Origin of the sequence: Mycoplana ramosa (genome assembly GCF_041930185.1) — a bacterium.
Taxonomy (GTDB): Bacteria; Pseudomonadota; Alphaproteobacteria; order Rhizobiales; family Rhizobiaceae; genus Mycoplana; species Mycoplana ramosa.
The window spans coordinates 12,861-33,515 of sequence record NZ_JBHEEW010000019.1; the positions used below are offsets into that span (position 1 = coordinate 12,861).

Annotated in this window: 25 protein-coding genes; all 25 read left to right on the forward strand. The window is 63.4% G+C overall.

What is annotated here, in order from left to right; all coding sequences use genetic code 11:
- Window positions 1-67 precede the first annotated feature (67 nt).
- The 25 genes from JNC62_RS19995 to JNC62_RS20115 all read left to right on the forward strand — a co-directional run bounded on the left by JNC62_RS19995 (window position 68) and on the right by JNC62_RS20115 (window position 20,655).
- Window positions 68-910 carry a peptidoglycan-binding protein gene (locus tag JNC62_RS19995; protein ID WP_374841168.1) on the forward strand — a complete coding sequence of 281 codons (843 nt, stop codon included), beginning with the start codon at window positions 68-70 and terminating at the stop codon, window positions 908-910.
- 10 nt (window positions 911-920) lie between these two features.
- On the forward strand, window positions 921-1,265 hold the full coding sequence (locus tag JNC62_RS20000) for a hypothetical protein (RefSeq protein WP_374841169.1): 345 nt from the start codon (window positions 921-923) through the stop codon (window positions 1,263-1,265).
- Window positions 1,262-1,489, forward strand: a complete 228-nt coding sequence (locus JNC62_RS20005; RefSeq protein ID WP_374841171.1) for a TraR/DksA C4-type zinc finger protein — start codon at window positions 1,262-1,264, stop codon at window positions 1,487-1,489. The genes JNC62_RS20000 and JNC62_RS20005 overlap by 4 nt, the downstream gene beginning before the upstream one ends.
- The gene (locus JNC62_RS20010; RefSeq protein ID WP_374841172.1) at window positions 1,486-1,815 is read left to right on the forward strand and encodes a DUF2730 family protein; all 330 of its coding nucleotides are present in this window, start codon (window positions 1,486-1,488) and stop codon (window positions 1,813-1,815) included. Before JNC62_RS20005 ends, JNC62_RS20010 begins: the two co-directional genes overlap by 4 nt.
- Window positions 1,812-2,114, forward strand: a complete 303-nt coding sequence (locus JNC62_RS20015; protein ID WP_374841174.1) for a VpaChn25_0724 family phage protein — start codon at window positions 1,812-1,814, stop codon at window positions 2,112-2,114. The genes JNC62_RS20010 and JNC62_RS20015 overlap by 4 nt, the downstream gene beginning before the upstream one ends.
- A 1-nt stretch (window position 2,115) precedes the next feature.
- Entirely contained in the window at window positions 2,116-2,709 is a 594-nt protein-coding gene (locus JNC62_RS20020; RefSeq protein ID WP_374841176.1) for a DUF3486 family protein, read from the forward strand.
- Entirely contained in the window at window positions 2,706-4,061 is a 1,356-nt protein-coding gene (locus tag JNC62_RS20025; RefSeq protein WP_374841177.1) for a terminase large subunit domain-containing protein, read from the forward strand. The genes JNC62_RS20020 and JNC62_RS20025 overlap by 4 nt, the downstream gene beginning before the upstream one ends.
- The gene (locus JNC62_RS20030) at window positions 4,061-5,632 is read left to right on the forward strand and encodes a DUF935 domain-containing protein (RefSeq protein WP_374841179.1); all 1,572 of its coding nucleotides are present in this window, start codon (window positions 4,061-4,063) and stop codon (window positions 5,630-5,632) included. The genes JNC62_RS20025 and JNC62_RS20030 overlap by 1 nt, the downstream gene beginning before the upstream one ends.
- A gap of 2 nt (window positions 5,633-5,634) precedes the next feature.
- The gene (locus JNC62_RS20035) at window positions 5,635-6,855 is read left to right on the forward strand and encodes a phage head morphogenesis protein (protein ID WP_374841181.1); all 1,221 of its coding nucleotides are present in this window, start codon (window positions 5,635-5,637) and stop codon (window positions 6,853-6,855) included.
- A 340-nt stretch (window positions 6,856-7,195) separates the two neighbouring features.
- Complete coding sequence (locus tag JNC62_RS20040) at window positions 7,196-8,269, forward strand: phage protease (RefSeq protein WP_374841183.1); 1,074 nt, start codon at window positions 7,196-7,198, stop codon at window positions 8,267-8,269.
- Window positions 8,266-8,673, forward strand: coding sequence for a hypothetical protein (locus JNC62_RS20045; protein WP_374841185.1), 408 nt, complete (start codon window positions 8,266-8,268; stop codon window positions 8,671-8,673). Before JNC62_RS20040 ends, JNC62_RS20045 begins: the two co-directional genes overlap by 4 nt.
- A gap of 12 nt (window positions 8,674-8,685) precedes the next feature.
- The gene (locus tag JNC62_RS20050) at window positions 8,686-9,582 is read left to right on the forward strand and encodes a Mu-like prophage major head subunit gpT family protein (RefSeq protein WP_374841187.1); all 897 of its coding nucleotides are present in this window, start codon (window positions 8,686-8,688) and stop codon (window positions 9,580-9,582) included.
- Window positions 9,583-9,689: 107 nt separating this feature from the next.
- Complete coding sequence (locus JNC62_RS20055; protein WP_374841189.1) at window positions 9,690-10,085, forward strand: HI1506-related protein; 396 nt, start codon at window positions 9,690-9,692, stop codon at window positions 10,083-10,085.
- The gene (locus tag JNC62_RS20060) at window positions 10,082-10,510 is read left to right on the forward strand and encodes a gp436 family protein (RefSeq protein ID WP_374841191.1); all 429 of its coding nucleotides are present in this window, start codon (window positions 10,082-10,084) and stop codon (window positions 10,508-10,510) included. The genes JNC62_RS20055 and JNC62_RS20060 overlap by 4 nt, the downstream gene beginning before the upstream one ends.
- Window positions 10,510-11,076, forward strand: coding sequence for a phage virion morphogenesis protein (locus tag JNC62_RS20065; RefSeq protein WP_374841193.1), 567 nt, complete (start codon window positions 10,510-10,512; stop codon window positions 11,074-11,076). Before JNC62_RS20060 ends, JNC62_RS20065 begins: the two co-directional genes overlap by 1 nt.
- On the forward strand, window positions 11,073-11,489 hold the full coding sequence (locus JNC62_RS20070; RefSeq protein WP_374841195.1) for a phage tail terminator protein: 417 nt from the start codon (window positions 11,073-11,075) through the stop codon (window positions 11,487-11,489). The genes JNC62_RS20065 and JNC62_RS20070 overlap by 4 nt, the downstream gene beginning before the upstream one ends.
- A 1-nt stretch (window position 11,490) precedes the next feature.
- Window positions 11,491-11,628 (forward strand): hypothetical protein, encoded by a 138-nt coding sequence (locus JNC62_RS20075; protein ID WP_374841196.1) that lies wholly within the window; start codon window positions 11,491-11,493, stop codon window positions 11,626-11,628.
- A gap of 1 nt (window position 11,629) precedes the next feature.
- Entirely contained in the window at window positions 11,630-12,556 is a 927-nt protein-coding gene (locus JNC62_RS20080) for a phage tail tube protein (protein WP_374841198.1), read from the forward strand.
- 27 nt (window positions 12,557-12,583) lie between these two features.
- Entirely contained in the window at window positions 12,584-12,997 is a 414-nt protein-coding gene (locus tag JNC62_RS20085; RefSeq protein ID WP_374841199.1) for a hypothetical protein, read from the forward strand.
- A gap of 98 nt (window positions 12,998-13,095) precedes the next feature.
- A complete protein-coding gene (locus JNC62_RS20090; RefSeq protein ID WP_374841201.1) occupies window positions 13,096-13,359 on the forward strand; it encodes a DUF1799 domain-containing protein in 264 nt (87 codons plus the stop codon).
- Window positions 13,359-16,049: a phage tail length tape measure family protein gene (locus tag JNC62_RS20095; RefSeq protein WP_374841202.1), complete on the forward strand. Its 2,691-nt coding sequence runs from the start codon at window positions 13,359-13,361 to the stop codon at window positions 16,047-16,049. The genes JNC62_RS20090 and JNC62_RS20095 overlap by 1 nt, the downstream gene beginning before the upstream one ends.
- The gene (locus JNC62_RS20100) at window positions 16,049-16,687 is read left to right on the forward strand and encodes a hypothetical protein (RefSeq protein WP_374841204.1); all 639 of its coding nucleotides are present in this window, start codon (window positions 16,049-16,051) and stop codon (window positions 16,685-16,687) included. Before JNC62_RS20095 ends, JNC62_RS20100 begins: the two co-directional genes overlap by 1 nt.
- Before the next feature lie 2 nt (window positions 16,688-16,689).
- A complete protein-coding gene (locus tag JNC62_RS20105; protein ID WP_374841206.1) occupies window positions 16,690-17,313 on the forward strand; it encodes a hypothetical protein in 624 nt (207 codons plus the stop codon).
- The gene (locus JNC62_RS20110) at window positions 17,310-17,741 is read left to right on the forward strand and encodes a DUF6950 family protein (RefSeq protein ID WP_374841208.1); all 432 of its coding nucleotides are present in this window, start codon (window positions 17,310-17,312) and stop codon (window positions 17,739-17,741) included. Before JNC62_RS20105 ends, JNC62_RS20110 begins: the two co-directional genes overlap by 4 nt.
- A gap of 1 nt (window position 17,742) precedes the next feature.
- On the forward strand, window positions 17,743-20,655 hold the full coding sequence (locus JNC62_RS20115; RefSeq protein WP_374841210.1) for a phage tail protein: 2,913 nt from the start codon (window positions 17,743-17,745) through the stop codon (window positions 20,653-20,655).

The following is a 20,655-nucleotide window of genomic DNA, read 5'->3' on the forward strand; positions in this document are numbered from 1 at the left end:
TCCATTGTGACCGCCAGACGCCGGTTCGATCCGGCCTTCAACTCTGACCGAGGCGGGAACAATGTAAATGTCCACCACCCTTGTTTCGAAGATTGGCCCGGCCGTGCTCCGTGCGCTGGCGCCGAAGGCTTCCGGCGCGAAGGCGAATTCGCAGACGGCCGTCATCGTCGGTTTCGGCGCCATGCTGCCGGAACTGCTGGCGTCGATCGACGTCACCACGCCGGTGCGCATCGCCCATTTCCTGTCGCAGACGGCCCACGAGAGCGACGGTTTCTGCACGACGGTCGAATACGCGTCGGGCGCCGCCTATGAGGGCCGCAAGGATCTCGGCAACACGCAGGCCGGCGACGGCGTTCGCTTCCGCGGCCGCGGCCCGATCCAGCTGACCGGCCGGGAGAACTATCGCCGCTTCACTGCATGGATGCGCAACCGGTTGCCCGATTGTCCAGATTTCGAGGCGCAGCCGCACCTGGTTGCCGAATGGCCATGGGCGGGATGGGCTGCCGCGTTCTTCTGGGCTGAAAACAATCTGAACGCGCTGGCCGACCGCGACGACCTGGTCGCCGTCACGAAGCGCATCAACGGCGGTCGGAACGGGCTTGCCGATCGTGGTGCGTACCTTGTCAAGGCGAAGGCCATCATTCAACCGATCGCCGCCGAGCTAATGCAGCCCGCCCAGGAGTTCCCGGTAATGTTCCGTGGATCGAAGGGCGAGCCGGTCGAGGCTCTTCAGCGCGGCCTTTCCATGTACGGCCTGCCGGTGGCGATCGACGGCGACTTTGGCCCGGCGACCGAGCTGGCCGTCAAAGCCTTCCAGCGGGCCCAGGCGCTGACTGTCGACGGCATTGCCGGCGCGAAGACCTTCGCCGCGCTGGCGCCGCACCTTCCTTTCGAACGCGATCTCCACTGAGGGACAATCCATGTTGCAGTTAATTTTGAGCCAGGTGCTTCCGCCACTCATCGACGCGCTCACGCCGATGTTGGTCGCTACGATCGCCGCGCTGCTGTTCCGCTGGACCGGCGTCCAGGTCGAAGCGAAGCACATGGCCGCGCTGCAGTCCGCGCTTGCCAACGGCGCGAAGCTGACGCTTGCCGGCCGCTCGATGGACGAGGCCATTGACTACGTCGAGCGATCCGTTCCCGATGCCCTGACCCGCTTCAAGGCTCGCGATCGACCGCGCATTGCCGAGCTGCTCGCTCCACACCTTGCCGCGCTGCCGCTGTCAGGGCCGGCTGCGCCGACGAAGGGACCGGCGGGCAAATGAACATCGGAGACTTTGCGAGAGAATTGGGCGAGGAGCGGGTCGAGCGCGAACGCGATGTAGCGATCGAGCGCGCCCGCGCCTCTCTCAAACAGGAAGGCAGCGACGACTGCGAGGATTGCGCCCGGCCAATCGGACAAGCCCGACGCAAGGCCATGCCTTCGGCAACGCGGTGCATCAGCTGCCAGGAAGACCTTGAGAGCCAGCAACGAAAGGTGGGCGCATGACCCCGGCCGAGATCTCGCAGTATTTGGGCCTCGCCCTTGCCGTCATTGCCCTACTCGGACACGCCAAGGGCTATTTTTCTTCTGGCGAGAAAAACCTCACCTCTCGCACCGAACAGGTCGAAGGCAAACTGGTCGAGCACGATCGGCGCATTCAACGGATTGAGGACGAGCTGAAGCACCTCCCGTCGAAAGACCAGGTCAACGATATCAAGCTTGCGATGTCCGACCTGAAAGGAACGGTGGCCGTCCTGGGGGAGAGTATGGCGAGCGTGTCCCGCACCGTGCACCGGCTTGAGGACTACCTGAAAGAAAGGGAACGAGCATGAGCCTCTCGTTTGAAGAACACGCCGCGCGAGACGCTCGCCTTGTCATCCTTCGCGGCCTGCATGAACAGACCGATGGTCGCCTCAATGAAGCGCTTTTGACCAAGCTTCTCGAAACCTTCGGCCACAACCGTTCTCGCGAGTGGGTGCGTACGCAGGTGCAGAAACTGAAGGAACTTGGCGCAGTCGTCGTCGTGGAGGCCGGTACCGTCCTTATCGCCTCGATTACGCGCGCCGGCATCGATCACGTCGAGCGTCGTTCCATCATCGACGGAATCGCCCGTCCTTCTCCGGAGTTGTGACGTGGGGCGCGGCCGTCCATCCAATATCGAACTCTTGCCGGAGCCTTGCGCTCCGGTCGTTGCGTGGGCGGCATCCGAGCTACAGAAGCGCGATCGGACCCAACTCGACATATATAAAGAGTTCGCCGAGCAGTTGGAGGCGATCCAGCGCGAGCATCGTGGTGAGCTGGAATTCGTCATTCCGTCATTCACCGCCTTCAATCGCTATTCGCTGAAGCTTGCTGCCCTTTCATCCCGCCTCAACCAGACCCGCGAGATCGCCGCCACGATCGCCGAGAAATTCGACGCCAAGGCGTCCGACGATTTGACGCTCATCGCGTCCGAAGCGATCAAGACGCTGGTGTTCGAACTGCTGACGAATGCCGGTGAGGCCGGAATCGATCCCAAGGGCGCCATGTCGCTCGCAAATGCATTGCACAAGGCCAGCCAGGCGCAATCGGTCTCCACGGCGCGCCGTCAGAAGGTGCAGACCGAATTCAAGGAAAAGGTCGGCGAAGTCGTGGCGGCCGTCGAGAGCGCCAAGGCGCATACGCCAGACGGTGAGGAGGTGCTGCGCAAGATCCGCGAAGACATCTACGGGATCTTCAGCCGATGAGTTCGCCGGCCGTTCCCCTCTTCGGTTACCAGAAGCGTTGGTTCATGGACCGAGCGCGCTTCAAGATCGGGAAATTTGCCCGCCAGACCGGCAAGACGTTCACCACCACGCTGGAGGTGGTCGACGACTGCTTTGAGCACGCCCTGCAGGGCAAGCGCGCCCGATGGGTGATCCTGTCCCGTGGCGAACGACAGGCGCGCGAGGCCATGAATGAAGGGATCAAGCTTCACGCCCAGGCGTACCAGCTCGGCATCGACGCGCAGGAATATGACTGGAACGGCGCCGAGGGCACCTATCGGGCGCTTGAAGTGGAGTTGCCGCACGGATCCAAGATTACCGCGCTGCCGGCGAATCCAGACACGGCCCGCGGCTTTTCCGCCAACGTCTTTCTCGACGAGTTCGCCTTCCACAAGGACAGCGGCGCCATCTGGAAGGCGCTGTTTCCGGTCATTTCGAACGGCTGGAAGCTGCGCGTCACCTCAACGCCGAATGGCAAGTCCGGAAAGTTCTATGAACTGGACACCGGCAAGGACGACACCTGGTCGCGCCATGTCGTGGATATCTACAAGGCTGTCGCCGATGGCTTGCCGCGCGATATCGACGAGTTGCGTGCCGGTATTGCCGACGATGATGCCTGGGCGCAGGAGTACGAGCTTCACTATCTCGACGAGGCGAGCGCCTGGCTGTCCTACGACCTGATCACCTCGGTCGAGGATGAAGATGCCGGAGACCCGGAAGGCTACCAGGGCAATGTCTGCTTTGTCGGCCGCGACATCGGCCGGCGCAACGACCTTCACGTCATCTACGTCTGGGAGCAGATCGGCGATGTCCTCTGGGAACGCGAGCGCGTCGAGCAGAAGCGCGCAACCTTCGCGCAGATGGACGAAGCCTTCGACGACATCATGACGCGCTATCGTGTCGGCCGCGCTTGCATCGACCAGACCGGCATGGGCGAAAAGGTCGTTGAGGACGCCCAGCGCCGCTACGGCACCCGTGTCGAAGGCGTGCTCTTTACCAGCCCGAACAAGCTGATCATGGCGACTCGAGGCAAGGAGCGATTCGAGGACCGAACCGTCCGGATCAAGATGGGCGACCCAGCCCTTCGCTCCGATCTTCACAAGCTCCGCAAGGTCGCCTCGGCCACCGGCGCGCCGCGTTTCGTTGCCGAGCGCGACGACGATCACGCCGACCGCACCTGGGCGGCATTTCTTGGTATCCATGCCGCAGACGGCGAGCGGATCGAGTACGCCTATCGGCCCGTTGCGCGTCCCGGCAGTCGCTTTGACGAACAGCGCGAGGAAGCCGGCGGCTATCGCCTGGCGAGCCTTCGCCGCTCACGAGGAATCTACTGATGGTCGAGTTCAAGCTGCTGGACGCCTATGGGCACCCGATTCCCAAAGCCGAGCTGAGGCGCGAGCACGCGGCGCCGACGACTCGCGGTGTCCGCCAGCCATCCGGCCGGCATCAGGCTCCCGGCCTCACGCCTGGCAAGCTTGCCCGCATCCTGCGATCGGCAATCGACGGCGACGCCGAGGCCTACCTCGAGCTGGCCGAGGACATGGAGGAACGCGACCTGCACTATGCTGGCGTGCTTGCCATTCGCAAGCGCCAGGTGGCTGGCCTTGAGATCAGCGTCGAGGCGGCCGGCGACGACGCCGACAGCCAGAAGGACGCTGATCTCGTCCGCGAGGTGATCGGTCGCGACAACTTCCTGGACGAGCTGGTCGATATCCTCGACGCGATCGGCAAATCGTTCTCCGCCACCGAGATCGTTTGGGACACATCCGAGGGCCAGTGGATGCCCGCCGCGCTGAAGTACCGAGACCCGCGCTGGTTCACCTTCGACCACATCGACGGCGATACGCTTCTGTTGAGAGACGTCGATGGCGACAAGCCGCTGATGCCAGGCAAATGGCTTGTCCACCGCGCCAAGGTCAAATCGGGCCTCACGATCCGCGGCGGTCTTGCCCGCTCGGTTGCCTGGACCTTTCTGTTCAAAAGCTTCACCCTGAAAGACTGGGCAATCTTCTGCGAGGCTTATGGCCAGCCGCTGCGCCTGGGAAAATGGGGAGAAGGGGCGAGCGACGAGGACAAAGACAAGCTGCTCTCCGCCGTCGCCAGCATCGGCACGGACTTTGCCGCGATCATTCCGCAGTCGATGGCGATCGAGTTCATCAAGGCAGACGTGTCCGGCTCCCATGAGCTTTACGAAAAGCGTTCTGACTGGCTCGATCGGCAGGTGTCCAAGCTCGTCCTTGGTCAGACGGCGACCACGGATGCGCAGGCGGGCGGCTATGCTGTCGGCAAGGTGCATGATGGCGTGCGCGAGGACATCGAGCGTTCCGACGCCATGCAGCTGGCCGCCACCCTCAATCGAGATCTGGTGCGGCCGCTCGTCGACTTCAACCATGGACGGCGCAAATCCTACCCCAAGATCAAGATCGGCCGCCCCGACGTCGTCGATATTGAAAAACTGGTCAACAACGTCGCGAAATTGGTGCCGCTGGGCCTCAAGGTCGGAATGACGACGATGCGTGATCGCATCGGCATCCCAGATCCGGACGCCGACGAGGAATTGCTTATGCCGTCACGCGCGGCCCCAGCCGTGCATCCGTCCGAGGAAGAGCGGCTTTCGGATAAGGACACCAAGGTTGCCGCGCAGTCCGCTGCCTTCCTGCCCCCCGCCCCACTGGATGCAATCGATCGCGCCGTCAAAGACATCGTCGATGACGGCTGGGAGCCGATGGTGCAGCCGATCGTGGCCGGCCTGGAAGATGAGCTGCTGACCGCCAGATCCGAAGAGGATGCCCGCGCCATCATCGCCCGGCGCATCGAAACCATGGGTGTGGCGAAGTTGGCCGAGGTGTTGGCCCGCGCTGCCTTTTCTGCTCGCATTGCCGGCGAGGCCGGCGAGGATCTCTGACCGTGGCCACTGCGCAGCTCGCCGCCCTTTCGCCTGAAGACGCCATCCGCTTCCTGGAAGCGCGCGGACGGACGCTCTCACCCACCTTCGCCTGGCAGGATGCCTATGCCGCCGACCACGCGGCCATGTTCACCGTGGCAAAGTCGGCCGGCTTCGACATACTTCGAGACATCCATGAAGGGCTTTCAAAGGCGCTTTCCGAAGGCCGCACGATACAACAGTTCGCGCGCGAGCTGACACCGCTGCTGAAGGCGAAGGGCTGGTGGGGCAGGCAGATGGTTGCCGATCCGCTGACCGGAGAGCAACGCCCCGTCCAGCTTGGTTCGACCCGTCGCCTGGAGACGATCTTCGATACGAACATGCGGGTCTCGTATGCGGCCGGCCACTGGGCCGGTTTCGAGCGGACCAAGAAGAGCCGCCCGTTCCTTCGCTATGTGGCGCTTCTCGACGACAGGACGCGTCCGTCGCATCGCGCCAGGCACAATCTCGTTCTGCCGGTCGACCACCCTTACTGGGAAAAATGGGCACCGCCGTGCGGGTGGAACTGCCGCTGCACGTTGCAGAACCTTTCGGCCCGCGAGATCGAACAGCTAAAGGCTGAAGGTGAGGAGCTGACGTTCGAGCCGCCAGAAGACACCTACCGCAGCTGGGTCAACAAGCGCACCGGCGAGGTGCGCGAGATCCCGGACGGCATCGATCCGGGCTGGGACTATAATCCCGGCCGGATCGGCGCTGCGGTGGCGATCAACGAGGCACTCGCAGAGAAGGTCGCAGCCGCACCGTTCGAGCTGCTGCAGCCGATGGTCGCCGAACGCCTTCGCTCCGATGCTTTCGCCCGCTTCCTCTCCCGACCGGAAGGCAGCATGCCGGTGATGCCGATCCCACCCGCGATCGCCGAGGCGCTCGGAACGGAAGCACGCGTGGCGATCCTGTCTGCCGAGACGATGGCGAAGCAGCTCCGCAACCACCCGGAAATGACGCGAGCCGACTATCTGGAGCTGCCGGCGATCGGGGGCGAGCCAACGCTAGTCTTCCAGGACGGCGCCAACACCTTTGTCCTGGTCAAGCTCGCCGACGGCCGCTGGCGCTACGTTGCCGCCAAGACGACCAAGACTGGCAAGGCGGCATTCGTCCTCTCATACCGCTATGCCAGCGATGAAAACATCAGCCGCTTGCTGTCGCGGCCGGGCGTGAAGGTCATCATCGATCGAAGGGAAAACTGATGCGCGGTGGGGCCTCCCGGAAACCCCACATTGCGATCCCGCCTTTCGGCGGTCCTACGGCAGGGAGAATAACACCGTGTCACGCGCAGGAGGGATTATCGCCTCTTGAAGGCCAATTTGCAAGAATGGCTCTCTGGCGCGCTTTCCACCCTCTCCGTGGTCGGTTGCCGCGCATTTGCCTTCGAAGGGCTTCCACGGCCTTCAAAACGGCTTCAAAATCGATCCTTGATCCCGATCGAGGGCGTGATATGTCTTTTGCAGCCGGCTGACGCGCATCTGGCGATTTAACCACAAACCGTTGTGACTGTTTCGGCCTGCGCATGCGGGGCACTTTCGCCCCATGAGCAAAGCCGTCAAATCACTCTTTCCCGAGAACGTTTCCGCGCATTCGAGCGCCATCTCCGCCGTTGACGCAACGCCGGTCGACGGTGCGTCCGGCCATTGGGTCATGCTGCTGCCGAAGGGAACCTTCTCCGGCCGAGACGGCCGCGGACCGTGGAGCGCCGGCGACGAGGCAAACCTGCAGGCGATCGTTAACGCCACTCTGAAGCGTGCCGGTTCCACCGAACTCGTCATCGACTATGACCACCAAACGATGTTTGGCGCTGTCCCAGGCGTCGGCGGCCGTGCACCTGCCGCTGGCTGGATCAAGGAATTTGAGATCCGAGACGATGGCCTCTGGGGCCGCGTCGAATGGACGGAAACGGCCGCTCAAGCAATCCGGGCCGGTGAGTACCGCTATCTGTCTCCGGTCTACCAATTCCACAAATCCGGCAAGATCGTCCACCTGCTCTCGGCGGGCCTGACGAACGTGCCGAACCTAGACCTTGCCGCGGTCGCGGCGAGCGCTGACCTCAACCAACAGGAAGAAACGATGGAAAAGATTGCGCTTGCCCTGGGCCTTTCCCAGGGAGCGAGCGAGGCCGATATCCTCGCCGCGATCAATTCTGTCCTGACCTCCACCGCGGCCATGGCCGTCGTGGTTGGCCTGGACAAGAACGCCACACCCGATGCGATCCTCACGGCGGTGCAATCCGTCAAGGCGGGCGCGCCCGACCCGGCCAAGTATGTGCCGATCGAGCAGGTAACGGCCATGCAGGCGTCGATCAAGACGCTGCAGGACACCGTCGCCGAAGACAAGGCAGAGACGGCGGTCAACAACGCCATCGCCGAAGGCAAGCTGATGCCCGCTCTGAAGGAGTGGGGCGTCGATCTCTACAAGAGCAACCCGGCCGCCTTCGAGGGCTTCGTCGGCAAGGCCCCGGTACTCACGGCCGCTCAGCGCGCCACCGCCACCCCGCCCGCCAAGGCCGAGGCCGCACTCGACGACGTCGATACGGCCGTCATGCGGCAGCTCGGCCTTTCCTCTGAGGAAATGCTGAAGTCCAAGTCCCAGCTGGAGGCAAGCCATTGAGCGCCCTTTCTGCCGATCGCAACACTCCGCGCCGCGAGGGTGAAAAGCGCGTGATCCCGGTTGCCGCTGCGACCCTGATCTATGCCGGTGCCCTCGTTGCCATCAACGCCGCGGGCAACGCCGTTCCATTCTCCGCGGCAACCGGCCTCAAGTCGGTCGGTCGCGCCGAGCGCCGCGTCAACAACACCGGCGCTGCCGGAGAACAGTCGGTCGAAGTGTCGGCCGGCATTTTCCGCTTCGCCAACTCCACCGCCGCCGATCTCATCACCAAGGCCGACATAGGTTCGGATTGCTACGGCGTCGATGATCAAACCGTGGCCAAGACGTCCGGATCGAGCAGCCGCTCGGTCGCCGGCAAAGTCTTCGACGTGGACGCCCAGGGCGTCTGGGTCCAAATTTCCTAAGGATCTGCTCAGATGGAAATCAACAGCGTTACGCTTCGATCTGCGAATGTCGGCTTCAATGCCGCATTCACCCGCGGCCTGGGCACGGCGGCCGCGCTCTACACCTCCGTTGCCACCGTCGTTCCGTCGACCACCAAGACGCAGGAATACGGCTGGCTCGGCAAGGCACCGCGGTTCCGCGAATGGCTCGGCGATCGCGTCGTCAATGCGATGGCCAAACACGGCTATTCGCTGACCAACCAGTCCTTCGAAAACACGATCGGTGTCGATCGCGATGATTTCGAAGACGACAACCTCGGCGTCTACACGCCGCTCTTCGAAGAGATGGGCAGCGCCGCGCGGACCTTCCCCGACGAACTCGTCTGGGCACTGCTGAAGGCCGGCTTCGCAACCAAGTGCTACGACGGGCAGTATTTCTTCGACACCGACCACCCGGTCCTCGACGAAGACGGCGACACCATCTCCGTAGCCAACACCGACGGCGGCTCCGGCACGCCCTGGTTCCTGATGGACGTCTCCAGGCCGCTGAAGCCGCTGATCTTCCAGGAACGCAAGAAGTTCGACAAGCTGGTGCGCATGGACAAGGAAGACGACGCCAACGTCTTCATGCGCAAGGAATTCCTCTACGGGCTCGACGGTCGGTGCCAGGTCGGCTTCGGCTTCTGGCAGCAGGCTTGGGGCTCCAAGCAGACGCTCGACGCCACCCACTATGCCACGGCCCGCGCCGCGATCGGCGGCATGAAGGGCGATTACGGCCGTCCACTCGGTCTCAACCCGCGCCTCCTGGTCGTGCCGCCGAGCCTTGAGGGCGCTGCCCGCAAGATCGTCGGCAACCAGCTGACGACCGGCGGCGAGACCAACGAATGGTATGGCACCGCCGAGGTGCTCGTCGTTCCCTGGCTGGCTTGACGGCCCAGCCAGCGTGAAACGTCGGCCGGTTCCGCAGCGGATCGGCCGGCGGCTCTTCGACAACCGCCGCAGCTGCGGCTGTTTTCCAAGAACCGAGAGGATTTCCCATGGTAAAGCCTGCAAAGCCAAAGAAGGCGACTGACCTTGCACTGGACCAGGGCACGGCGATCGCCAGCACCAATACTCCCGAGAGCGACCGCGGTGGAGAGGCCGGCGACGGGACCGGCCTCTCCGATCAGATGGAACGTATGAGCGAAGAGACATTCCGCGCTCGCTATCCTCTCACGGCGGAGCTGATCGACAGGCTTTCGCCATTTGGCAAGACCGCATGGGTCCTGCGGGTAACTTCGAAACAGGCCGGCTTCCGTCGCGGTGGATTCGCTCATCCAGCGGAACCGGTCGACCACGACCTGGCGCAGCTTCATCCCGACCAGGTCGAAGCCATTCTCGGCGAGCCAATGCTTGTTGCCGAAGTCGAAACCCCTGACGGAACCGACCGATGACCTACGTCACCAAGCAGGGTCTGATTGACCGTTTCGGCGAGCGGGAGCTGATCGAGCTTACCGACCGAACCAACATTCCCGTCTCGACGATCGACGATGTCGTTGTCGAGCGTGCCATTGGTGACGCCTCCGCTTTCGCCGATGGCTACCTGAAGAAGGTGCTCAACCTGCCTCTGCCGGCGACACCGCCCGTACTCGAAAAGGCCGTTGCCGATATCGCCCGCTACTACCTTCACGGCAAGGCGGCGGACAAGGACAGCCCGGTCAGCCGCGCGTTCAGCGAGGCGCATTCCCTCCTGCGCGACGTTTCCCGCGGCCTGGTCGAATTGACCGTCGATGGTCAATCACCGTCCGCACCTGGCGGATCGGTCCAGGCAGCCGCGCCGGCTCGCATCTTCTCTCGAGACAGCTTGAGGCACCTTTGATGCCGGGCGCACGGATCACCCTTTCTGACGAGCTGTCGCCCGCGATCAACGCGATAGCAGCTGCGGCGACCCATCCCGGCGACCTGATGGCAAGTTTCGCCGCCGCGATGCTCACCGCCACGCAGCGCCGGTTTGAGCGCGAGACAGATCCGGATGGCAGGCCATGGCCGCCGCTTGCAAAGCGCACGACCATGAAAAAGGTCCGTGGCAAGCGTCGGGGAAGTGATCACATACTGCGCGAGACAACACGGCTCTACCGCAGCCTGACAACTCGATCCGACAACCGATCGGCCGAAATCGGCACGAACCTCACCTATGCCGGCATCCACCAGTTCGGCGGCGAAATCCAGCAGTACGCCCGCAGCCAGCGTGCCTCGCTGAAGAAGATCCGCAACCGCTACCGCTTCGTCCGGCCGGGAACCAAGGGAGCCGAGGAGCGCCGCATCACGATCGGCGAACACTCGGTCAGAATTCCCGCGCGACCCTATCTCGGATTTTCCGCCGAGGATGTCGCCGCGCTCACGGCCATCGGAGAGGCTTGGCTCGCAGAGGAGGCAGCTCGTTGATCGCCTCCATTCTCGCCCGTCTTCAGCAATCCGGAACGCCGTTCCGCCTCGCCGGCAGCGCAGCTGAACTGGCCGACGTCAAGGATCGCCCCGCCCAGACACCGGCTGTCTACGTTTACGTTGCCAGGGAAAAATCGGCTCCCAACGAGCGGGTCAACGGCTTCCTGCAACGTACCGAGGTCGATCTCGGCGTCGTGATCGTCACAAGCAACCTATCGGGTAACAACAACGCGGCCGCCTCGGCCGAGCTCGACCAGGCCAAGGCTTACGTCCGCAAGCAACTGCTCGGCTTCGTTCCCGCCGGCACCGAAGAGCCGCTGGAGCATGTTGAAGGCGAATTGCAGCAGGCGCTGTCCGGCACGGTCTGGTTCGAAGACGTGTTCAGCACCGCTTACTACCTCAAGGAGGCATGACATGCAGGGACAGGGTGGATCGTACATCCGACAGAAGGACGGTTCGTTGAAGCTCGTAAGCCGGACCGATCCGCCGAAGGCCGACAAGCCGACCGATGGCAGCTCCGCCGCCGGCGCCGCAAAGAAGAAGGAAGACTGACATGGCGATGATGCTGCGCAACCGAGCGATCCTGGTTAAACCGGAAACGACCTATGGTACCGACGCCGCGCCCACGGGCGCCGCCAATGCCATGCTCATGACCAATGCGTCTCTGGAACCGCTCGTCGGCCAGGAAGCGGCGCGTGACCTGGTCTTGCCCTATATGGGGCATCAGGGCGTGATCCTGACCGGCAACCATGCGCGCCTCTCCGGTGAAATCGAGATCGCGGGCTCCGGTACGGCTGGGACCCCGCCAGCCTATGGACCGATGCTGCGCTCGTGCGGCATGGCAGAAGTGGTCGATGCCGGCGTCGACGTTCAGTATTCACCGGTCTCTTCGCTGTTCGAAAGCTGCTCGATCTACTTCAATATGGACGGCAACAACCACGTGCTGCTCGGCGCACGTGGCACGTTTACGGTCCAGCTCAATCCGTCGCAGATCCCGCGCTTCGCGTTCACCATGACCGGATTGCTCGGCACCATATCGGCGATCGCCCTGCCCACCGTCGATGTCACCGACTTCAAGACGCCGGTTCCCGTCACCAAGGCAAACACCACCGTCTCGCTCCATGGTCACGAGGGCGTCTGCGAGGGCCTGACGATCGACATGGGCAACCAGATCGAGCCCCGCTTCCTCATCAACCACGAAAGCGTGGAACAGGTCGATCGCCAGGTCACCGGCAGCGCGATCATGGAGGTCACGGCGCTGGCGACGAAAAACTGGTTGGCGATCGCCCAGGCACACACGAAGGGCGCTCTGGCAGCACAGCATGGAACAGTGGCGGGCAACATCGTCACCTTCTCCGCCGCCGCCGTCCAGATCGGCCGGCCGACGTTCGGCGAATCTCAGCGGATCATCAACAACACCCTGCCACTGATGTTCACGCCGTCCGCCGGAAACGACGAATTCAAGATCACTGTGAAGTGACCTTCACCCTGCTTTGAAAGGCCCGCAATGTTTAAGCTCTCCTCCGAACTAACCTTTCCCTGGCCGGTCAAGGTCATCGAGCCCGATCCGGTGAAAGCCGGAACTTTCGCAGAGTACGAGTTCCAGGTGACATTTGCGATCATTGCGCCTGATAAAGCGAAGGCGTCGGCCGAGGCGCGCAACGCGATCATCGCCAGGAGCACCCCCGAAAGCACCCTGGACGAACTGAAGGCCATTCAGGCCGAGCTTGAGCTGCACGACAGCAAGGCGCTGGAAGATGTCGTGCGAGGCTGGAAGGACATCGTCGGCGAAGACGACAAGCCGCTCCCCTTCACCCCTGAAAATCTCGCCACCGTTTCGCAGCACGCGCGAGTCCGCGCGGCACTCATCCGCGCCTATCAGGAGGCCATCAGCGAGGACAAGGCGCGCTTGGGAAACTGAAAGCTGCGGCCGAAGCTTGGGCTCGTGCCCGAACCGGCCGCGCCGATCGCACAAAGCCTGCAGCGCTCGATCATGAAGCGCAAAGCCAATTTGAACTGATGGGCGTGCGGATCTCGCAGCCCTCCAATTCTGGGGACGTGCTGGAAATCATGCCGACGAACTGGCGATCACTGATGGCCTTTCTGGAGTGCCAGACGCAATGGCGCGTTGCGGCCGGCATGGCTGGTCTCATCTGGCTCGGCCTTGACTACTCGGCCTGCAAGCTGGTTCTCGACAGTCTGGGTGCCCCGGCCGGCATCTTTGCTGATTTGCGCTTCCTGGAAACCTGCGCGCTTCCGATCTTGAACGAGGTAGACGCCTGATGGCCCCTCCTCTGAAGATCGCAGCGCGAATCGAGATCGATGGCAGTCAGGCGCAAGCGGGTGCCGCCGGCGCCAGACAGGCGATTGAGACGGTTGGCACCGCCGCTGCGGGCGCCGAGACCAAGCTGCAGCGATTGATCGCCGCATCGACCGGCCTGCATTCTGGACCCGCCAACGAGAACCTTCGCCGCTGGAACGGACTTCTTGCGGACGAGGCCATGTCGCTGGATCGGCTGCGGGCGAAATACAATCCGCTCTTTGCCGTTATCCAGAACTACAAAGCGGCCCAGGTCGAGATCCGGACCGCCCATGCCATGGGTGCGCTCTCGGCCGACGAGATGACAGCCGCACTGTCCCGTCAGCGCCAGGCAACGCTTGCCAGCATCGATGCGATCAAGGGGCGGAACAGGGCGATCGAGACAACGCCGCGCATCGGTGGTGCCGGCGTCGGCTCGTTTCACACGGCAAACATCGCCGCCCAGTTTCAGGACATCGCCGTGACCTCGGCCATGGGTATGTCGCCGTTGCAGATTGCCCTGCAGCAGGGCACGCAGTTGTCGATGGTATTTGAACAGCTGAAGGCCGGCGGTCAGAGCGCCGGCGCCGCGTTGGCGGCAGCATTCACCTCCATCATTAGCCCGATGTCCCTCCTGACGATAGGTGCGGTCGCTGCCGGAGCTGCTGTAATTCAATACTTCAGTTCCGTTAAGTCAGGTACGCGCACGGTCGATGACATCCTCGCCCGCCATGCAGAGAATATTGAAGCTCTCGGCCCGGCCTACAAGAAGGCATTAAAAGAGCAGCGGAACTATGCAGAGCTGAGCCCCAGCATCATCGGCGCTCGGCTCGGCGACGATGCGAAAGATGCATCCAAGAAGGCGATTGAAGAGGCTCGCAGGGCGCTTCAAGCGATCGAGATCGCCTCCAACAGTACCCGAAGCACGATCGGCGTAGTGCCGAATTTCGGCGGCCTCGAACAGCTAGCTCCGCAGTTCGAGGCGGCTCGCAACGCCATTCAGGACTACGCCGCAAGTGTTGAGGCTGGCGCGCCGAAAGTACAGGTTTTCCAGGAGCAGATCATACGGCTGCGAGACGCCGGTCAGATATCGGCGGAAGCGGCATCGGAACTGCGAAAAATGACCGATGCGGCGTTGGAGGCCGAAACAAGTCTGGCCGGTGTCAGCGGTACAATCGATCCGATACTCCAGGCCTTCAATGAACTTCAGAAGGGGATCGACAAGGTGAACCCCTTCGCCGCCAGCGGCCGCCTGGGCGAGCTAGAGAGCGAGCTGCAGGATCTGTGGCGCAATATGCGCTCCGGGCAGTTGACCGTAACCGATCTCAATCGCAAGATTGTCGCCCTCTCCTCGGCGAACCCCGATATGTCATCCGCGATCGAGGAGATTGGTCGCCTCGGTCTTGCCGCGCTTCAAGCGATGCAGAACGTCCAGGCGCTCGATGGCGCCGTGCGCACGACCTCGAAAACCGGACGGTTGCGGGCAGAGGACCAAAACCAGAAGGACCTGAACTTCTTCCTTCGCACCGACAACGACCTGAAAACGGATCTGGAAAGCCAGGCTGAGGAGCTGAAGCGCGCACGCGACAAGGCGCTGCGGTCCGGCCAGTCAGAACGCAACGCCTACCGGGACCTGATCAAAACCGCCGACGATCGCGTCCAGCAGATGAAGCTGGAAGCCGAACTGGCGGGCGTGACTGGCGTTGCTGCCGACACGCTGCGCTTCAAACTGGATCTCCTCCAGCAGTCCGAGGACAAGGGCCGCTCGCTGACGCAAAAGCAGGTGGAGGCGATCAACGCCCGCGTCGAAGCTTTCAGAAGATATGCCGAGGAGGCCGCCAAGGCGACCTTGAAGGCGGATTTGCTGTTTGAGCGCGAGCAGCTCGGCCGCTCTGCATTCGACCAGCAGATTGCCGCCGGTCTCCGCAGCTCCGGATTGCCGGTCGACTTCGACAGCTACGAGGCCGGGCTGATCCGGACGAACCTGCAGCTGGAATATGCGCGAGATCTCGTTGGTGACGTCGGCGGGACGCTTGCCTCCAGCCTGCGGCAGGGCAAGAACCTTTGGGAATCGCTCGGTGATGCGGGCGTATCGGCACTTACCCGGATCGCCGACACACTCTTGAATGACGTGCTCAACAGCCTGTTCCAGGTGCAGGGTGCCGGCGGCTCGGGTGGCGGAATTCTCGGTTCGATTTTCGGCGGAATTTTCGGGGGCGGCAGCAGCTTTTTCCCGGCCGCGCCGAAGCTCGGCGTCATGGATGCCTTCAGCGCCGGCGGTTACACCGGCCCAGGCGGTATGTTCGAACCGGCTGGCGTCGTGCACCGGGGCGAAGTCGTCTGGTCGCAACGCGATGTTTCGCGAGCGGGCGGCGTCGCCACGGTCGAGGCCATGCGGCTCGGCCTGCGTGGCTATGAACGCGGCGGCGTCGTCGGTGTCAAGCCGCTGATGCCGGCCGGCCGGGCCGACGCGGCCGCAGGCTCCGCCGGCGGCCAGATGACGCTGCTCGTGCGGCTGGGGATGGAAGCGGACGACGCTGGCAACATCAGGGCACTCATCAAGAGCGTCGTGGCCGAAGACGCGCCCGGATATGCCGTGAGGGTGGTGGAAGAATACGACACCCGCCTGCCCGATCGCGTGGCGTCGATCAACGATCGACCGAGGTGGCGCTGATGGCTTCGCTCGCGCTTTCAGTTATCTACGACCGCTTGCCGATTGCCTCGATCGAGTGGTCGATCCAACGCAACGACGAGTTCTCTGGCCTCGGCTCCGGTGACATCTGGCAAGCCGAACTTGCCGACCCGCTCTGGACCGCCGACGTGACGCTCGGGCGCGGCACGCATAACGAGCTGAAGCAGGCGGCCGCATTGATCCGCCGTCTCGATGGCGCTCGCCAGTCGTTTCTGATGTGCGATCCGCTTTCGTTGTTTCCGCAGGCCGATCCGAAGGGGACGGTCTTGGGTGCTGCTGCCGTGACCATTCGTTCGGTCGGCACGGATCGCTCGATTGCCCGCCTTGGCGGCCTGCCCTCCGGCTATGTCCTGACTGTCGGCGACAAGCTGCAGATCACGCAGGGCAGCATGATCCGGTTTCACGAGGTCTCGCAGACCGTGGCCGCCAACGGAGCCGGAAACGCCGACGTGCCCGTCCTGCCCCGGCTTGCACTCTCGCTTGCCGCCGGCGCGGTCGTGACCTTGAAAAGACCGGCCTGCCCCGTCGTGATCGAACCGGGCAGCCACAAGCCCGGCGTCGCCCGTCGCACCATCACCGATGGTGCCGCCTTCCGCGTCCTGCAGAAGAAGAGGAGCTGACCGTGCGCTATCAGTCTCCAGGAGCCCGCGACGTCCTCACCAACGCTACGACGGACGGCCTTGTCACGCGCATGGCGGTCTGGGTCTCCGCCCGCAACCGCGCCACTGGGCTGCCAGCCGAGGTCGGCGTCTGGGATGGCGACGAGGATCTCGGCCTGACTGTCATCAGCGGGGCAACCGGGGCGACCGTCACCCGAGCCTACTACGGTGGCGGCGCGCTTCTGAAGGTCAGCGACATTCCGCGCGTCTCGGACTTCACGGTGCAGACGGTCACGATCGACCTGTCGCAGATCGCCGACGCGGCGCTGGCGATCACGCGAGAGTACGATCTCCACCTGGCCGGCGTCGAGGTGCACGAGATCCTGCTGTCGCCCGCCACGGGACAGCCGGTCGGTGCCGACCTCCCAGTCTTCGTCGGTATCGTCGACGGGGCGCCGGTTCGCACGCCGCGAGTCGGCGGCGAAGGCAGTGCCGTTCTCAAGTGCGTCTCCGAGGTGATGGCGCTGCTCACCCGGACCAACCCGGAAAAAGCATCCTACGAGGCGCAGAAGCTGCGCGATGGCGACGAGTGGAACCTCTACGCCGGCGTGGTCGAGACCTGGGAAATTCCGTGGGGGACGAAATGAACGCTCCGGAACTGACCCGCCTTCCCGACTGGCGCCGTCGCTATGAAGCCGCGATCGACGACATCATGCGCACGCCGTTCGCCTGGGGAACCCATGACTGCGGACCGGGACTGGCTGGCCGGCTCGTTCTCGCCATGACAGGCACGGACCTGTCGGCACAATACGCCGGGACCTACAAGGACGCCGCCGGCGCCGCCCGGCTGATCAAGAGGCTCGGATTCAAGGATCTTGCCGGCCTCGTCGGGTCGATGCTGCCGGCCATTCACCCGAGCCGTGCCGAGATCGGCGACATCGCCGCCATCGCCGTCGACGGGCCGATCGGGCACGCACTGGGCGTCGTCAACGGCGAGCGCATTTTCGTCCTGACCGAAACCGGGATTGGCACGGTCGACCTGCTCGATGCTGCAACGTGTTTCAAGGTGGGTTGAAATGCGTTTGAAGGCCCTCATCACCCTCCTTCTTTTTCTGATCTCAGCGGCGCCTGCAGCGGCTGCCCCACTAGCCGCCGCCGCCGCCTGGGCTGGCTCGATCATCAGCGCCAGCGGTGCGGCCGCCGTTCTGATTAAGGCCGCACTCACCATCGCCATCAACGTCGGCCTCGGCCTTCTTGAGCAAGCCCGCGCCCGCAAGGCGGCTCGCAAACAGCAGCGCGGCGGGGTCACGCTGTCGATCCAGGTGGGCGACACCATCCCGCGCTCCTATCTGCTCGGCACGCGCGCAACCGCAGGCCGGCGCGTCTATATCGGCAGCTGGGGCAAGGCCGGTAAGACGCCGAACGCCTATGTCACCGACGTGATCGAACTGTCCTGCCTGCCGTCGAACGCCGGCCCGCACGGCCTGAATGCTGTGTGGATCGGCGACAAGAAGTGCAAGGTACTGTGGGATCAGCCGCACGAGGACGGGCGTGGCTATCCGGTCGAGGAATATCGCGAGGACGGTAAGGACTATCTCTGGGTCAAGTACCTGGACGGTTCTCAGACGGCCGTCGATCCGTTCCTGCTGACGACGTTCCAGGACGATTCCGACCGTCCATTCAAATCGACGATGATCGGCCGCGGTTGCCAGGTCGTCATCCTCACGGCGCGATACAATCAGGATCTCTTCCCGCAGGGCCTGCCCCAAGGGCTCTACCAACCGGAACCCATGCGGGTCTACGACCTGCGTGAAGACAGCACGAACGGTGGGTCTGGTTCCCAAAGATGGAACAGTCCTTCGACCTGGGCACCATCCGACAATCTGGCGGTGCTCATATATAATGTGATCCGCGGCATCTATTACGACGGCCGCTGGGTTCACGGCGGTCGGAACTTTGCCGCTCACCGCCTGCCGGCGTCCGCATGGATCGCAGCTGCCAACGAAGCCGATCGCCGACTGTCCGGCCGCAAACAGTTCCGCGGCGGGCTTGAGGTCTTTGTCGACGAGGAAGGGCTCGACACGATCGAGGACCTCCGTCTTGGTTGCGCCGGCCGCCTGGCTGAAGTGGGCGGGATGATCAAGCTGCTGGTCGGGGCACCGGCGGCGGCCGTCTATTCCTTCACTGACGAAGAAATCGTCGTCTCAAGCGATCAGGACTACCAGCCGTTTCCATCGGTCTCCGGCACGCACAATACAATTGCCGCTGTTTATCCAGAACCGAAACAGCGCTGGGCGGATAAGGACGCGCCGGAGCGCAGCTTGCCGTCATTGGTGGCGCGCGATGGAGGCCAGAAGCTATCAATCCCGGTGCGCTTCGACGCCGTTCCCTTCTTTGAACAGATCCAATCGCTGACCAAGACGATGCTGGACGAGGAACAGCGCTGGCGCGTTCACGAATTCGTCCTACCGCCCTCGGCAGCGGCGCTTGAGCCAAACGACGTCGTCGCCTGGTCGAGCGAGCGCAACTTCTACAGCAACAAGAAGTTTCTCGTCTGCCGCGTCGTGCGCCTTCGCGGCTGCCTGCAGCGGATCCAGCTGAAGGAAATCGACCCCTCCGACTATGACCCGCCGGACATCATCCTGCCGCCGGTAACAGGCTGGCTCGGACCGCGGCCGCTGCAGCCGCAGCAGATGACCGGCTGGATGGCCGAACCTGCCGTGATCAAGGACGCCGATGGCGTGTCGAGACGAGCGGCAATCCGCATCGGCTGCGACACGGATCTCGACGACGTCGCGAGGGTGCGCGTCCAGGTCCGGTTGAAGGCAAGCGGCGACCTCGTTTTCGACAGCGACAGCCGGACCTATGACGAGCCTTACGCCTGGCTGTTGAGCGGCTCCTGGTGCCTGCCCGTCACCGCCTTCCTGGTCCGCGGCAAATACATTCCCCAGACCAGGCGGAAAACCGCGTGGTCAGGCTGGATCGACGTCACCACGGCTGATGTCCGTTTTAGCGAACGCGACATCTATACCGACGGCATGCTCGAGGACATCCAGGACTTCGTCGAAGACGCCACCGACTGGCTTCGCGAGGGCAGCCGCGACCTGATCGACGAGGTGCACGCCATCGCACGCCTGGTCATCGAGCAGGATACCCAGAATTACACCGACAAGAAGGAGATGCAGCGCGAGCTGGTGTCGAAGACGGACCAGATCACGGCCTCGTACAAGGAGGCGATCGTTGCCGCGACCGGGCCGGGTTCGGCGCTGGTGCAGCGGATGGAGACGGCCGAAATCAACATTGGCAAGCGTGCGACGGTTTCGGCCGTCGACGCGCTGACGTTGCGCACAAAGGCGACAGAGGACGGGCTGACATCCTTCTCCGGGCAACTGACCGAGTTCAAGACCGAGCTTGGCAAGAAGGCTTCGGCGTCTGCTCTCAACGCACTGACCAACACCGTCACCCAGCAGGGCGACAAGATTACGCTGCAGGGCACTTCGATTACGAGCATCCGCAATGATCTCAAGGGCAAGGCCAGCACGGAATCGGTCTCGGTGCTGGATGGCCGCATCGACACGATCGACGGTCAGATCAAGGCTGTCTCCGATGCATTGATCTCGGTCACGGCCGCCAGCGGCGGCAAGGTCGCTGCTGCCAACTTCCGCATGCGCTCAAGTGCCGGTCCGACCGGCTTCGCGGCGCGGATCGGACTGGAGGCGCGCGCCGGCGGCGCGGGTGCCTGGCGCGCGGCGGGGATCTATCTCGACGTCCCTGAAAACACCACAAAACCGACCCGCGTCGTGATCCGCGCCGATCAGTTCGTTGTGACGGACGCCTCTGGCACCGTCAAAAACCCGTTCGTGTTTTCCGGCGGTGAAGCACGGCTGAACGTCGCCAACATCGGCACGGTCAATTCAGGTCAGATCAACAGCCTTAACGGCAAGATGAAGATCAACCTGAATGCCGGCACCATCACGATCTACAACTGA